This window comes from Lentzea kristufekii, assembly GCF_033949925.1.
In the GTDB taxonomy this organism is placed as follows: Bacteria; Actinomycetota; Actinomycetes; order Mycobacteriales; family Pseudonocardiaceae; genus Lentzea; species Lentzea kristufekii.
On the sequence record NZ_JAXAVV010000015.1, the window covers coordinates 129,181 to 144,125 of the forward strand.

The 14,945-nt window shown below is 69.4% G+C and carries 13 protein-coding genes; 8 read left to right on the plus strand and 5 right to left on the minus strand.

Going from position 1 to position 14,945, the window contains the following annotated elements:
- Window positions 1–51: 51 nt before the first annotated feature.
- Window positions 52–945 carry a pyridoxal 5'-phosphate synthase lyase subunit PdxS gene (gene pdxS / locus SK571_RS28745; RefSeq protein WP_266041383.1) on the minus strand — a complete coding sequence of 298 codons (894 nt, stop codon included), beginning with the start codon at window positions 943–945 and terminating at the stop codon, window positions 52–54.
- A 370-nt stretch (window positions 946–1,315) separates the two neighbouring features.
- On the opposite strand from pdxS, the gene SK571_RS28750 reads away from it, so the two are divergent.
- On the plus strand, window positions 1,316–3,373 hold the full coding sequence (locus tag SK571_RS28750; RefSeq protein WP_319987199.1) for an elongation factor G-like protein EF-G2: 2,058 nt from the start codon (window positions 1,316–1,318) through the stop codon (window positions 3,371–3,373).
- Between the two features lie 60 nt (window positions 3,374–3,433).
- Here SK571_RS28750 and SK571_RS28755 read toward each other — a convergent pair whose 3' ends face one another.
- Both SK571_RS28755 and SK571_RS28760 read right to left on the minus strand, forming a co-directional pair.
- Complete coding sequence (locus SK571_RS28755; RefSeq protein WP_319987200.1) at window positions 3,434–4,915, minus strand: CoA-acylating methylmalonate-semialdehyde dehydrogenase; 1,482 nt, start codon at window positions 4,913–4,915, stop codon at window positions 3,434–3,436.
- Entirely contained in the window at window positions 4,912–6,195 is a 1,284-nt protein-coding gene (locus SK571_RS28760; RefSeq protein WP_319987201.1) for an aspartate aminotransferase family protein, read from the minus strand. Before SK571_RS28760 ends, SK571_RS28755 begins: the two co-directional genes overlap by 4 nt.
- Before the next feature lie 107 nt (window positions 6,196–6,302).
- Here SK571_RS28760 and SK571_RS28765 point away from each other — a divergent pair, with 107 nt between their 5' ends.
- Window positions 6,303–7,895, plus strand: a complete 1,593-nt coding sequence (locus SK571_RS28765) for a PucR family transcriptional regulator (RefSeq protein WP_319987202.1) — start codon at window positions 6,303–6,305, stop codon at window positions 7,893–7,895.
- Between the two features lie 31 nt (window positions 7,896–7,926).
- Here SK571_RS28765 and SK571_RS28770 read toward each other — a convergent pair whose 3' ends face one another.
- A complete protein-coding gene (locus SK571_RS28770) occupies window positions 7,927–8,370 on the minus strand; it encodes a hypothetical protein (protein WP_319987203.1) in 444 nt (147 codons plus the stop codon).
- Window positions 8,371–8,497: 127 nt separating this feature from the next.
- Between SK571_RS28770 and SK571_RS28775 the strand changes: the two genes are divergently transcribed.
- Genes SK571_RS28775 through SK571_RS28785 form a run of 3 tightly spaced genes read left to right on the plus strand, consistent with a single transcriptional unit; the run spans window position 8,498 to window position 10,380 of the window.
- The gene (locus SK571_RS28775; protein WP_319987204.1) at window positions 8,498–9,205 is read left to right on the plus strand and encodes a MerR family transcriptional regulator; all 708 of its coding nucleotides are present in this window, start codon (window positions 8,498–8,500) and stop codon (window positions 9,203–9,205) included.
- Between the two features lie 17 nt (window positions 9,206–9,222).
- Window positions 9,223–9,840: a class I SAM-dependent methyltransferase gene (locus SK571_RS28780; RefSeq protein WP_319987205.1), complete on the plus strand. Its 618-nt coding sequence runs from the start codon at window positions 9,223–9,225 to the stop codon at window positions 9,838–9,840.
- Between the two features lie 36 nt (window positions 9,841–9,876).
- A complete protein-coding gene (locus SK571_RS28785; protein WP_319987206.1) occupies window positions 9,877–10,380 on the plus strand; it encodes an RDD family protein in 504 nt (167 codons plus the stop codon).
- Here the strand turns inward: SK571_RS28785 and SK571_RS28790 are convergent.
- Window positions 10,361–11,068, minus strand: a complete 708-nt coding sequence (locus SK571_RS28790; RefSeq protein ID WP_319987207.1) for a hypothetical protein — start codon at window positions 11,066–11,068, stop codon at window positions 10,361–10,363. The genes SK571_RS28785 and SK571_RS28790 overlap by 20 nt on opposite strands.
- Window positions 11,069–11,212: 144 nt before the next feature.
- Between SK571_RS28790 and SK571_RS28795 the strand changes: the two genes are divergently transcribed.
- The 3 genes from SK571_RS28795 to hydA are packed head-to-tail and all read left to right on the plus strand — an operon-like array spanning window position 11,213 to window position 14,942.
- Window positions 11,213–12,721, plus strand: a complete 1,509-nt coding sequence (locus SK571_RS28795) for an NCS1 family nucleobase:cation symporter-1 (protein ID WP_319987208.1) — start codon at window positions 11,213–11,215, stop codon at window positions 12,719–12,721.
- Window positions 12,718–13,560 (plus strand): nitrilase-related carbon-nitrogen hydrolase, encoded by an 843-nt coding sequence (locus SK571_RS28800; RefSeq protein WP_319987209.1) that lies wholly within the window; start codon window positions 12,718–12,720, stop codon window positions 13,558–13,560. Before SK571_RS28795 ends, SK571_RS28800 begins: the two co-directional genes overlap by 4 nt.
- Window positions 13,557–14,942: a dihydropyrimidinase gene (hydA, locus tag SK571_RS28805; protein WP_319987210.1), complete on the plus strand. Its 1,386-nt coding sequence runs from the start codon at window positions 13,557–13,559 to the stop codon at window positions 14,940–14,942. The genes SK571_RS28800 and hydA overlap by 4 nt, the downstream gene beginning before the upstream one ends.
- Window positions 14,943–14,945 lie beyond the last annotated feature (3 nt).

Genomic DNA, 14,945 nt, shown 5'->3' on the forward strand with positions numbered 1-14,945 from the left:
GACGACGAATGCCCCTGCCGCGCGGCAGGGGCATTCGTCGGTTCCTGAGACTTACCAGCCGCGCTCGGCGAGGCGGTGCGGCTCCGGGACGTCCTCGACGTTGATGCCGACCATGGCCTCACCCAGGCCGCGCGAGACCTTGGCGATGACGTCGGGGTCGTCGTGGAAGGTGGTGGCCTTCACGATGGCCTCGGCGCGCTGGGCCGGGTTGCCGGACTTGAAGATGCCGGAACCGACGAACACGCCCTCGGCACCGAGCTGCATCATCATCGCGGCGTCGGCCGGGGTCGCGATGCCGCCCGCGGTGAACAGCACGACGGGCAGCTTGCCGTTCTGCGCGATCTCCTTGACCAGCTCGTACGGCGCCTGGAGCTCCTTGGCGGCGACGTACAGCTCGTCCTCGGGGAGGTTCTGCAGGCGGCGGATCTCCTGACGGATCTTGCGCATGTGCGTGGTGGCGTTCGAGACGTCACCGGTGCCGGCCTCGCCCTTGGAGCGGATCATGGCCGCGCCCTCGGTGATGCGGCGCAGGGCCTCACCCAGGTTCGTCGCACCGCAGACGAAGGGAACGGTGAACGCCCACTTGTCGATGTGGTTGGCGTAGTCGGCGGGGGTCAGCACCTCGGACTCGTCGATGTAGTCGACACCGAGCGACGCGAGGACCTGGGCCTCGACGAAGTGGCCGATGCGGGCCTTCGCCATGACCGGGATCGAGACGGCGTTGATGATCCCGTCGATCAGGTCGGGGTCGCTCATGCGCGCGACGCCGCCCTGGGCGCGGATGTCGGCGGGCACGCGCTCGAGGGCCATGACGGCGACGGCGCCCGCGTCCTCCGCGATCTTCGCCTGGGTGGCGTCGACCACGTCCATGATGACGCCGCCCTTGAGCATCTCGGCCATGCCGCGCTTGACGCGGGCGGTACCCGTGACCTGATCAGTGCTCACCGGGGCAACCTTTCACGAGGGGAAGTCTTGGTGAACTCACCGTACGTCCGCTGTGGCCCCTTAGACCAAGCCACTGGAGCCCCGAACTAGAAGGCCACTTTCCGATCAACCGCAGGTCGTGAGGCTGTGTTCATGGCCACTCCTCCGGAGATGGCGGCTCGGTCGCCGGAAAGTCGGCCGTCCGGCCGAATCGCTCGCGCCGAATTGGGCTTCGCCGAATTCGGCGCGAGCGGTTGGCCGGACGACCGACGCGACCTCGCGAATCGTGGCATGCCCGTCACCCGGCCGCGCGCCTCCGGTCCGGGTTTACCACTTGTACCAGGACTGCAACGGGTGTGAGATCGAACACTACGACTTGACGGAGGTCGCCATGGGAAGCAAGCACTCCGACAACGGCACATCGGCAGGCGCGGTCGCTGTGGACGACCCGGCCAAGGTCCGCAACGTCGTGCTCGTGGGGCCCTCCGGGGCGGGCAAGACGACGCTCACCGAAGCCCTGCTCGCCGCCACCGGCGTCCTGACCCGCGCGGGATCGGTCACCGAGGGCACCACGGTCTGCGACCACGACCCGGCGGCCGTGCGACAACAACGATCGGTAGGCCTCGCCGTGGCTCCGATCCAGCACGGGGACATCAAGATCAACCTGATCGACACCCCCGGATACGTCGACTTCGTGGGTGAGCTCAGGGCAGGACTTCGGGCCGCGGACGCGGCCCTTTTTGTTGTCAACGCTTTCGAAGGCGTCGACGCGGCCACCATCTCGCTGTGGGAGGAGTGCGCTCTCGTCGGCATGCCTCGCGCCGTCGTCATCACACGCACCGACCACCACCGTGCGAACTTCGGCAACGCGGTCATCGAGTGCCAGGCTGCCTTCGGCGCGGGCGTCGTGCCGTTGTACATGCAGGAGGGCGACGCACTCGTCGGGCTGCTGACGTCCGGTGAGAACTACCCGGACGAGCGCGCGGCGTTGATCGAGGGAATCATCGCCGAGAGCGAGGACGAGACCCTCATGGACCGCTACCTGGCGGGCGAGGAGATCGACCAGGACACGCTGATCGCCGATCTGGAGACCGCCGTCTCGCGCGGCTCGTTCCACCCCGTGATGCCCGTGTGCGCCTCAACCGGCATGGGCCTGGTGGAGCTGATGGACGGCATCGCGCGCGCGTTCCCTTCACCGCTGGAGCACGAGCTTCCGTCCGTGACGTCGGTGGACGGCATCCCGCAGCCCCGCATGGCCGCCGACCCGGACGGGCCGCTCGTCGCCGAGGTGGTCCGCACCGCTGTGGACTCCTACGTCGGCCGTGTGTCGCTGGTCCGCGTCTTCTCCGGCACCCTGCGCCCCGAACGCCCCGTGCACGTCTCCGGCCACGGCATGGCCGACCGAGGCCACGAGGACCACGACGCCGACGAACGCGTGGCCCACATCTACTCGCCGCTGGGCTCGTCACTGCGCGAGGTCCCCTACTGCGTCGCCGGCGACCTGTGCGCGTTGACGAAGCTGACCACCGCCGAGACCGGTGACACCGTGTCCGCGCCCGAACAGCCGCTGCTCATGACGCCGTGGAACATGCCGGAACCGCTGCTGCCCATCGCTGTCGTGCCGCGCACCCGCAGCGACGAGGACAACCTGGCCCGCAACATGAGCCGCCTCGTCGCGAGCGATCCGACACTGCGCCTGGACCGCAACGCCGAGACGCACCAGATGGTCCTGTGGTGCATGGGCGAGGCGCACGCCGACGTCGTGCTGGCCAGGCTGCGCGCCGGCGGCGCGGAGATCGACACCGAACCGGTGCGCGTCGCGTTCCGCGAAACCTTTGCCGGGCCTGCGAAAGGTCATGGCCGGCACGTGAAGCAATCTGGAGGTCATGGCCAGTACGCGGTGTGCGACATCGTGGTCGAACCGCTCCCCCGCGGCGCCGGCTTCGAGTTCGTCGACAAGATCGTCGGCGGTTCGGTCCCCCACCAGTTCATCCCCTCCGTCGAGAAGGGGGTGCGCGCACAGCTGGAGCGAGGCCTGCACGACGGCACCCCTGTCGTCGACGTCCGGGTGACTCTCGTGGACGGCAAGGCGCATTCGGTCGACTCGTCGGACGCGGCCTTCCAGACTGCGGGCGCGCTCGCGTTGAAGGAGGCCGCGTCCGCCGCGCGCACCCAGCTGCTGGAGCCGATGGACGAGGTCACGATCCGGCTGCCAGACGAACACCTGGGCACCGTGCTGGGCGACCTGTCCGGACGGCGCGGGCGGGTGCTCGGAACCGAGGCGGACGAGGGCGGGCGCACGGTGATCCGCGCCGAGGTGCCGTCGTCCGAGTTGCTGAGGTACGCGATCGAGCTGCGGTCGCTGACGTCCGGGACCGGCACGTTCACCCGCCGCTTCTCCCGCTACGACCCGCTGCCGGAAGCCTTGGCGGCGCGCTCGGGCAGGTAGTCGGGGCGTCTGCAAGTACCACCGACTCGGAGTCGGTGGTACTTGCAGACGCCGGTACAGCTAGGTGTTCTGCGGGAAGCCCAGGTTCACGCCACCGTGCGACGGGTCGAGCCAGCGCGAGGTGACCACCTTCGAGCGCGTGAAGAAGTGCACGCCGTGCGGGCCGTACGCGTGTGCGTCGCCGAACAGCGATTCCTTCCAGCCACCGAACGAGTAGTAGGCCACCGGCACGGGGATCGGCACGTTCACGCCGACCATGCCGACCTCGATCTCGTTCTGGAACCGGCGGGCCGCGCCACCGTCGTTGGTGAAGATCGCCGTGCCGTTGCCGTACCGGTTCGAGTTCACCATCTCGACGGCTTCCTCGTAGGTGTCGCAGCGGACGACCGAGAGGACCGGGCCGAAGATCTCGTCGGTGTAGATCGTCATGTCCGTGCCGACGTGGTCGAACAGCGTCGGGCCGAGCCAGAACCCGCCCTCGTCACCGTCGATCGGGTGGTCGCGGCCGTCGACCGCGAGCACGGCGCCCTGGGAGACACCGGCGTCCAAATAGGACGTCACCTTGTCCCGATGCACGCCGGTGACCAGCGGCCCCATCTCGCACGAGGTCCCGGAACCGACCTTCACGTCGGCGATCCGCGACTTGATCCTGTCGACCAGCGAGTCACCCACCTCGCCGACGGCCACCACGACCGAGATCGCCATGCACCGCTCGCCGGCCGAGCCGAAGCCGGCGGAGACGGCGGCGTCCGCGGCCAGGTCGAGGTCGGCGTCGGGCAGGACGACCATGTGGTTCTTGGCGCCGCCGAGCGCCTGCACGCGCTTGCCGTGCGCGGTGCCGGTCTCGTAGACGTAGCGGGCGATCGGGGTGGAGCCGACGAACGAGATCGCCTTCACCGTCGGATGTTCGAGCAGCCTGTCGACGGCCACCTTGTCGCCGTGCACGACGTTCAGGACGCCGTCCGGGAGCCCTGCCTCGGCGAACATCTCGGCGATGAAGTTCGCCGCCGACGGGTCCTTTTCGGACGGTTTCAGCACCACGGTGTTGCCGCAAGCGATTGCGGTCGGCACGAACCACAGCGGGACCATCGCCGGGAAGTTGAACGGCGAGATCACGCCGACCACGCCGACGGGCTGCTGGATCGAGTAGACGTCTACGCGGGTCGACGCGTTCTCGCTGAACCCGCCCTTCAGCAGGGTCGGGATGCCGCACGCGTACTCGACGGACTCCAGCGCCCGCTGGATCTCGCCGCCCGCGTCGGACACGACCTTGCCGTGCTCCGCCGAGACGATCTGCGCGAGGTCGCCCTTGCGGTCGTTCAGCAGCTCGCGGAACTTGAACATCACCGTCGAGCGTTGCGCCAGGGACGCGTTGCGCCAGGACGCAAACGCTTCCGCGGCCGCGTCGACCGCAGCGTCCACTTCGGACACCGAGGCGTAGGCGACCTGCTGGGCCACCTTGCCGGTCGTCGGGTCGTAGACGTCGCCGAGCCGTTCCGGAGCGCCGTCCCAGGACCTGCCGCTGATCCAGTGTTTGATCACGCCCGCTCCACCGCCTGCGCCAGAATGCCGAGAGCTTCTTCCAACTCGTCCTCGGTCAGGGTCATCGGCGGGGCCAGGCGGATCACGTTGCCGTACAGGCCGCCCTTGCCGACGAGCAGCCCACGTGCCTTCGCCTCCGCCAGGACGACACCGGCGGCAGCGGCGTTCGGTTCACCCTCGGGTCCGACGAACTCGACGCCGACCATCAGGCCCTTGCCGCGCACGTCACCGATCACCGGGTGCTTCTCGGCCAGTTCGCGCAGGCCGCCGAGCAGCCGCGAGCCGAGCTTGGCCGCGTTGGCCTGCAGGTCGTGGCTCAGCAGGTAGTCGACGGTGGCGAGCGCGCCGGCCGTGGAGACCGGGTTGCCGCCGAACGTGGAGATCGAGTTGGCGTTGATCGTGTCCATCAGGTCGCCGCGGGCGACGACGCCGCCGATCGCCAGGCCGTTGCCGAGGCCCTTGGCGAACGTCATCGCGTCCGGCACCACGTCGTGCGCCTGGATGCCCCAGAAGTGCTCGCCGGTGCGGCCCCAGCCGGTCTGCACCTCGTCGGAGATGAACAGGATCCCGTACTCGTCCAGCACGTCCTTGAACGCGCGGAACAGGCCGTCGGGCGGGGACGTGAAGCCGCCGACGCCCTGGATCGGCTCGGCGATCATGCACGCGACGTCGCCGGAGGTGGTGGTCTCGATGATCTCGCGCAGGTCGTCGACGCAGGCCTTGATGTAGTCCTTGTCGTCCATCGCCTTGAACGGTGAGCGGTAGCGGTAGCCGCCGTGCACCCAGCTGACCTTGATCGGCGACAGCGCGGACGCCGACCAGCCGCGGTTGCCCGTGATGGCGACCGTGGCGAACGCACGGCCGTGGTAGCTGTTGCGCAGCGCCAGGACCTGCTCGCTGCGGCGCGCCTGGGTGGCGAGCATCAGCGCGGTCTCGTTGGCCTCGGTGCCGGAGTTGGTGAAGAACACCTTGGCGTCCGGGATGCCGCTCAGTTCCGCGATCTTCTCGGCCAGCTCGACCTGCGACCTGATCAGGTAGAGCGTGGAGCTGTGCAGGACGCCGGTGTCGAGCTGCGACCGGATCGCGTCGCTGATCTCCGCGACGTCGTAGCCGATGGCGTTGGTCAGGATGCCGGCGAAGAAGTCCAGGTAGGTCGTGCCCTCGCGGTCGGTCACCCGGCGCCCGGCGGCGCTCGCGATCTCGATGGGCTCGTCGTAGTAGAGGGCCAGCCACTTCGGCATGACCGCGCGGTGTCGTGCCAGCAGCTCCTTGTGGGCCATCTCGTCCTCCAGGGGTCTGACGCCTGCCTCGGAGTCTGCTGGCGCGCCGGGTGCGCCGCCATGCACAACCTGTACCCGGATCGGCTGGTTGGCATTACGTTGTGTCCATGTACCCGACGGTCGCCGAAGTCGTCGCTCTGCCGGTGATCCGGCAGGGAAAGCCGCGTCTGGTGGCCGGATCTGCCGGCCTCGGCCGTCGCGTGCGGTGGGTGCATGTGGCGGAGATCGCAGACATCGCGCCGCTGCTGCGCGGCGGTGAGCTGGTGCTCACGACCGGCGTGATGCTGCCCGACTCCGGCCTCGCCCGCTACGTCGAGGAACTGGCCGCCGTCGGGTGCGCGGGCCTCGTCGTCGAGCTGGGGCGGCGGTGGCGCGACGACGTGCCGGGCGCGCTCGTCACAGCGGCGGAACGGCACGGGTTGCCGCTGGTCACGCTGACCGAGGAGACCAAGTACGTGGCCGTGACCGAGGCCGTCGTGGGGTTGATCGTGGACGCCCAGCTGGCCGAGCTGCGGGCCGCGGAGCAGGTGCACGAGACGTTCACGGCGCTGACGGTCGCCGGTGCCGAACCCTCCGAGGTGCTGCGCGAGGTGGCGCGGACGTCCGGGCTGGCGGTCGTGCTGGAGACGCTCGGCCACGACGTGCTCGCCTACGACGCCGCCGGGCACGACCCCGTGACGCTGCTGGACGACTGGGCGGCGCGCTCGCGGGCCGTCACGGTGACCGAGCGGACCGCCTACGACACCGAGTCCGGCTGGTTGATCACGATCGTCGGGGCGCGCGGCGCGGACTGGGGCCGGCTCGTGATGGTCTCGCCCGAACCCCCACCGCACCGGCACGTCGTGGTCGCCGAACGCGCCGCGTCCGCGTTGGCGGTGCATCGGCTCGTGGCGCGCGACCGGGAGTCGCTGGAACGGCAGACGCACCGGACGTTGCTGGCCCAGCTGCTCGGCCAGGCACCGCAGTCACCGGACCTGGGCGCGCGGGCGGCGGCGCTGGGGGTGCCGCTGGAACGACGGCAGCTGATCGGCGTCGCGGTGCGGCCGGTGTCCGTGCTGCAGGGGCAGACGCTGGCCACGCAGGAGGTCCTGCGCGATCTCGCGGAGGCGACGGCGCTGGCGGCACGGCGGGTCACGGTCGCGGCGCTGGTCGGCGTCGTGGACGACACCTCGGTGCGCGCGCTGCTGTCGGTGCCGCTGACCATCGGCGTGGAAGGGGTTCTGCGCAAGGTCGCGCGCGAGATCCACCGGACGGCGGCGTCCTCCGTCGTCATCGCCGTCGGCACGACGGTGACGTCCACAACGGACGTTCGCCGCTCTCTCGGCGAGGCCGCGCACGTGGCCGGGGCCGCGCTGCGAGCGCCGGGATCCCAGCTCTACCACCGGCTCGACGACGTGCGGCTGCGCGGGCTCCTGCACCTGCTGCGCGAGGACGAGCGCGTCCGGGCGTTCGCGGACCGCGAGCTCGGACCGTTGCTGGCACGGGACTCCACGCAGGGCTCCCGGCTCGTGGAGCTGCTGCGGTGCCTGTGCGAGAACGGCGGCAACAAGTCGGCGGCCGCGGCGGCGGCCCACCTGTCCCGGACGGCGTACTACCAGCAGCTGGCACGGATCGAGCAGGTTCTCGGCGTCTCGCTGGAGGACCCGGAGTCCGTGCTGTCGCTGTACGTCGCCCTACTGGTGCACGAAATGGGCCCGTGAGCGCGCACGGGCCCATTTTCGACGTGTGAACTCAGCCGTTGATCGTCGGGAGGGTGCCCGAGAGAACGGTCGGGTTCGGCACGACGTTGTTCGTCGGCAGGTCGGACAGCGACGGCGACGGCAGGTTGCCGATGTTCGCGGTGCCCGGCAGGTCGCGCGGGTCCGGCAGCCCGGCGACCTCGCCGACCTCAGCCGCGATGGGGTGGGGAACCGAGCGCTCCTGCGCGACGGCGGGGAGGGCGGGAACCGGCAGGTCGGAGGCCACGGGCGCGCCGACGTGCGGCAGCTGCACCGCGCTGGCGGCGTCGAGCGGGTTGGCGAGCTGGGTGGCGCCGCTGACCAGCTTGTCAGCGCCGACCTCGGGGACGCCGGTGTTCAGCTGCGGCAGCTCGGCGGCGCTGGCAGAACCCGCGAGGAGCGGGGCGGCGCTGGCGGCGAGCAGGGCGGCGGCACGGAACAGTCCGGTACGAGACACAGTTTTCCTCAATCTGGATTGGGGACCGATCTTCGATTTCATCGGCGCGTTCGGTTCGCGAATTAACCCGCTCGATCGGGTGTTCAGGGCTTGAACCTCACGCCACGAGAGGTCCTACGGTCTCGATGTGACCCGTTGGAGCATCGGTGACCTGGCCAAAGCGAGCGGACTGACCGTCCGCACGCTGCACCACCACGACGAGATCGGACTGGTCGTCGCCTCCGAGCGCACACCATCCGGTCACCGTCGGTACACGCCGGACGACGTCCGACTCCTCTATCAGGTGAGATCGCTGCGTCAGCTCGGCCTGTCCCTGGAGGAAGTCCGATCGGCACTGTCCCGTTCGGACTCGCTGCGACCTCTTTTCGAGGCTCAGCCGGCTTCCTTGACCGCGCAAGCACAACAGGTGGAGGCACTGCGGTCGCGGCTCACCGCGCTCCTCGACGGGCACACCACCGAGTCCCTGCTGTCCACTTTGGAGATGATGTCCGTGCACGAGAGCTACTTCACCGTCGCCCAGCTGGGCGACCTGCGGGCCCGCGCCGCCGCGATGGGCCCCGAGGCCGTGGAGGCGCTGAAGGCCTCCTGGCTGGAGCTCGTGCGGCAACTGCGTCAGCACATGGCCGACGACACTCCCCCGTCCGACCCGCGCGTCGTCGAGCTGGCGCGGCGGTGGGACGAGCTCGGCGCGAAGTTCACCGGCGGCGACCCGGCGGTCCAGGCTGCGGCGCGGCGGTCGTGGGAGGAGAACAAGGCGACGATCAGCTCGCAGGTCGGCTGGCCCGCCGACGACGGTCTGGTGGAGTACGTGACCAGGGCGCGCGCCGCGAGGTAGTTCGGTAGAAGTGGGTCATGCTTCCCGACGACCGACGCCTGCAAGCCGCCAACCCGACCGGGTGGTTCGAAGATCTCTACGCGGAGGCCGAAGCCGGCACGGCCTCCGTCCCGTGGGACGTCCCGAACCCACAACCGCACCTCGTCGAGTGGGCCGGCGGTGTGGACGGCACCGGCCGCCGCGCACTCGTGGTGGGCTGCGGCTACGGCCGCGACTCGGAGTTCCTGGCCTCGCTGGGCTTCGAGGTGACCGCGTTCGACATCTCCCCCACCGCCGTGGCCGCGGTCCGGAAGCGCTACCCGTCGACCTCCGTCTCCTACGTGGTCGCCGACCTGCTGGACCCGCCCGCCGAGTGGCACCACGCGTTCGACCTCGTCGTGGAGAACATGACGGTCCAGGCACTGCCCGTCGCCCTGCACGCCGAGGCGGCCGGGCGGGTCTCGTCGCTGACCGGCTCGACGCTGCTGGTCCTCGCAGTGGCACGTGACGAGGGTCCCGAGCCGGACGGTCCGCCGTGGCCGCTCACGCCCGCGGAGATCGAGGCGTTCGCGGGCGACGGTCTGACGGCGCGTTCCATCAGGCGCGACAACGGCAGGTGGGTCGCGGAGTTCGTGCGGCAACTGGCCATGAACTGACCACTTATGACGGACCTCCGCCGCTTAGCGTGAATCATGCTCGTTCGTCGGCTGATCGCCCGCCTGCTCGACTGGCTCCTGGTGCTGGTCGTGGCCTGGCCGTTGGTCCACGAACCCGTGCTGGTGGTGCTCTGCGCGGCGGTGTACGACGCTCTGCTGCTCCGGCTGAACACCCTCGGCAAGGCCCTCACGGGGCTGCGGGTGGTGGGCCCGGCGTCCGGTCTGAGCCTCAGACGGGTGCTGGCCCGCACGCTCGTCACGACCGCGCTGCCGGGCACGGGCGTGGTGCTCGTGCTGACTGGTCTGGGCTGGCGGGAGCCGGCGTTGATGGCGGGCCTCGGCTGGCAGCAGCCGTGGGTCGTCGTCGGCGAGCACGTCGGCTCGGGGTCGGCGGGTTTGCTCTCGTCGTTGCTGCTGGTGGGCGGGTTCGTGCTGCTGGTGCTGTCGGTGGTGGAGGCGCTCGACCTCCGCGGCACGCGGACCTGGCACGACCGCAAGGCGGGCACGGCCGTGGTGCGGCTCAAAGTCGCTGCCCGATGAACTTCAACGCGTCCGGCAGCACGCGACGCCAATAACCGACGTCGTGCTCGCCGTGCTCGAACGACCCCACGGCGCCCACACCGTCCGCCAGCTCCCGCGCGGGGTCGTGGAACGGATCCTCCCGCCCGCACCACACGCCGACCGGTGACGTGATCCCTGCCTTGTGCCGCAACGGTTCGTGCGCCTCCCACACCTCACGCGACGCGAACCCGCCGATCCGCTGAGCGTCCTCCCAGCTCGGGAACAACGCGGGACTGATCGCCGCCACGGCCTTCAACGGCCGGCGGGACGCGATGTCGAGCACCCCGAACCCGCCCATCGACACGCCGAGAGCGGCCTCGAACGGCACCGGCGGGTCGAAGTCCACCCAGTAGTCCTCGCCGCCGTTGACCACCGCGCACCGGAACCCGCACCCGTGCAGGAACCGGGGCAGCCCGAGCTCCTCCCACCACGCGACGCTGCCGCCGCGGCCGCGGCCGTGCAGCACGAGCACCACCGGTCCGGCCGCACCCGTCCACGCACCCCACGGCATGGGCTGAACGGGTACAGGTTCGACGGACGGCACCACGCCGTCGGGGCCCGTCCAGCCGAGCAGGCGGCGGCCCCGCGGGGTCAGCGCGCCGTACGTCCCGGCTGCTCCCACCAGGCCCGCGCCGCCGAGCAGGACGGCTCGCCGAGAGATCCCCATGCCCGCCAGTGGAACACAATGTGCGCCGATCATGACAAGCGTGGACACTCTGACACTGCCACACCTGCGGCGGCGGACCCAGGATTCCGGGATGGAATCCGACCGGGTTGGCGTTGTTTCAGCAGCGTAACAGGGGGTTGAACGATGGCAGTCGAGTCCTCACCGCCCCAGGTCACACCTGATGGCCGAGTCGAACTGAGCGACGCAGGTCCCATCAAGGACAGCAGGTTCTTCAACCCCGAACTCGCCCCCGTGCCCGTCGAGCAGCGGACGTGGACGACGTACAACTTCTTCGCGCTGTGGATGGGCATGGCGCACAACATCCCCAGTTACACGCTCGCGGCGTCGTTGATCGCGATCGGCATGGACTGGGTGCAGGCCTTCGTCACGATCACCCTCGGCAACCTGATCGTGCTGGTCCCCATGCTGCTCAACAGTCACGCGGGCACGAAGTACGGAATCCCGTTCCCCGTGTTCGCCCGCGCCTTCTACGGCATCCGCGGCGCGAACCTGGTGGCGTTGCTGCGCGCGTTCATCGCCTGCGCCTGGTTCGGCATCCAGACGTGGGTCGGCGGCAAGGCGCTGCACGTGATCATCGGGCGGCTGACCGGCGACGGCTGGACGAAGGCGTCGCAGATCGGCGGGCAGCCGTGGACGTTGTGGTTGTGCTTCTTCGGTTTCTGGGTCGTGCAGATGCTGGTGATCTGGCGCGGCATGGAGGCGATCCGGCGGTTCGAGAACTGGACGGCGCCGCTGGTCAGCATCGGGTTCCTGATCCTGCTGGGCTACGTGCTGGTGAAGGCGGGCGGCTTCGGGCCGATCCTCGAGACGCCCAGCAAGCTCGGCTGGGGCCCGGACTTCTGGAAGGTCTTCTTCCCCGCGCTGATGGGCATGATCGCGTTCTGGTCGACGCTGTCGCTGAACATGCCGGACTTCACGCGGTTCGGTGGTTCCCAGCGCAAGCAGGCGGTCGGGCAGATCCTCGGCCTGCCGACCACCATGTCGTTCATCGCCATCGTCGCGATCCTGACGACGTCGGGCGCGCAGGCCCTCTACGGTGAGGCGATCTGGGACCCGGCCGACCTCGCGTCCCGCTTCGACAACACGTTCCTGGTGATCATCGCGCTGGTGTCGCTGGTGCTGGCCACGATCTCGGCGAACCTCGCGGCGAACGTCGTCAGCCCGTCGTACGACTTCTCGAACGCCTTCCCGCGCAAGATCACGTTCGCGATCGGCGGCCTGATCACCGGTGTCATCGGCATCGTGATCCAGCCGTGGCGGCTCATCTCCGACCCGAACATCTACATCTTCGCGTGGCTCGGCTTCTACGGCGGCTTGCTGGCCTCGGTGGCCGGTGTGTTCGTCGCCGGGTACTGGGTGATCAAGAAGACGCACCTGGAACTCACCGACCTCTACCTCGACGGCAGGGGCGCGTACTGGTTCAACGGCGGCTGGAACTGGCGTGCCGTGCTGGCGACGCTCGTGGGCTCGGTGCTCGCGGTCGGCGGCGCCCACGGCGGGCCGTTCCCGGCGGACGGGCTGATCCCGTTCCTCAAGCCGCTCTACGACTACAACTGGGTCGTCGGCTTCGCGGCCGGCTTCCTGGTCTTCCTCGCTCTGAAGGACAACACGGCAAAGGAGACGACCAGGTGAGCAACATCATCCGGGCGGCGCTCGTCCAGCAGAAGTGGACGGGCGACAAGGAGTCGATGATCGCGAACGCGGTCGAGCACATCCGCGCTGCCGCCTCCCAGGGCGCGCAGGTGCTGTGCCTGCAGGAGCTCTTCTACGGCCCGTACTTCTGCCAGGTCCAGGACGCGGACTTCTACTCCTACACCGAGTCGATCCCGGACGGCCCGACGACCCAGCTCATGCAGGAGGTCGCCGCGCAGAACAACATCGTGCTGATCGTGCCGATGTACGAGGTGGAACAGCCGGGCGTCTACTACAACACCGCAGCCGTGATCGACGCGGACGGCACGTACCTCGGCAAGTACCGCAAGAACCACATCCCGCAGGTCAAGGGCTTCTGGGAGAAGTTCTACTTCAAGCCGGGCAACCTCGGTTATCCCGTGTTCGACACGGCGGTCGGGCGGATCGGCGTCTACATCTGCTACGAACGCCACTTCCCCGAGGGCTGGCGTGCTCTCGGGCTCGCGGGCGCGAAGATCGTGTTCAACCCGTCCGCGACCTCGCGCTCGCTGAGCGAGTACCTGTGGAGGCTGGAGCAGCCCGCCGCGGCCGTCGCGAACGAGTACTTCGTCGGCGCGATCAACCGGGTGGGCGTGGAACCGTTGGGCGACAACGAGTTCTACGGTCAGACGTACTTCGTCTCGCCGCGCGGCCAGCTCATCGGCGACGCGGCGTCCGACACCGAGGAAGAGCTCGTGGTGCGCGACCTCGACCTGGACCTGCTGACCGAGGTCAGGGACACGTGGGCGTTCTACCGCGACCGCCGCCCCGACACCTACGAGGGCCTGGTGACCCCGTGAGCACTCTGATCCGCAACGGCCTGGTCATCAACGCGACGGGCTCGCACGCCGCCGACGTGCTGATCGACGGCGAGCACATCGCCGCGCTCGTCACGCCCGGATTCTCCGTTCAAGCCGACGAGGTGATCGACGCGGCCGGGAAGTACGTCATCCCCGGTGGCATCGACGCGCACACGCACATGGAGATGCCGTTCGGCGGCACCCAGTCCGCGGACACCTTCGAGACCGGCACGACCGCGGCGGCGTGGGGCGGCACCACCACGATCGTCGACTTCGCCGTGCAGCCCAAGGGAAGCAGCCTGCTGTCCACGTTGGACAAGTGGCACAGCAAGGCGGACGGCAACTGCGCGGTCGACTACGGCTTCCACATGATCATCTCCGACGTGACCGACGAGTCGCTCAAGGAGATGGAGTCGTGCATCGCGGCGGGTGTGAACAGCTTCAAGATGTTCATGGCCTATCCCGGCGTCTTCTACGCGACGGACGGCGAGATCCTGCGCGCCATGCAGAAGGCGCGCGAGACCGGCGCCACGATCATGATGCACGCGGAGAACGGCATCGCGATCGACCAGCTCGTCGCGCAGGCGCTGGCCTCGGGACTCGGCGACCCGGTGCAGCACGGCCTGACCCGGCCGCCGGAGCTGGAGGGCGAGGCCACCTCACGCGCGATCCAGCTCGCGAAGGTGACCGGTTCCCCGCTGTACATCGTGCACCTGTCGGCCTCGCAGGCACTCGACGCCGTGACGGCGGCGCGGGACACCGGCCAGAACGTGTTCGCCGAGACGTGCCCGCAGTACCTGTACCTGTCGCTGGAGGACCTGGCCCGGCCGGGCTTCGAGGGCGCGAAGTACGTGGCGTCGCCTCCGTTGCGGCCCAAGGAGCACCAGTCGTCGCTGTGGCGCGGGCTGCGCACCAACGACCTCTCGGTGGTGAGCACCGACCACTGCCCGTTCTGCTTCAAGGACCAGAAGCAGCTGGGCGTCGGCGACTTCTCCAAGATCCCCAACGGCATGCCCGGCGTCGAGCACCGCGTCGACCTGCTGCACCAGGGCGTCGTGAAGGGCGAGATCACCCGCGAACGCTGGGTCGAGATCGTCTCCACCACTCCCGCGCGCATGTTCGGCATGTACCCGCGCAAGGGCGTGATCGCACCGGGAGCCGACGCGGACGTGGTGGTCTACGACCCCAAGGCCTCCCAGACGATCTCCGCCGACACCCACCACATGGCCGTGGACTACTCGGCCTACGAGGGCTTCGAGGTCACCGGCAAGGTCGACACCGTGTTCTCCCGCGGCCGCAAGGTGATCGCGGACGGCGCGTACCACGGCTCGACGGGCCACGGCCGCTTCGTCTCCCGCGACCTCAACCAGTACCTCGTCTGAGAA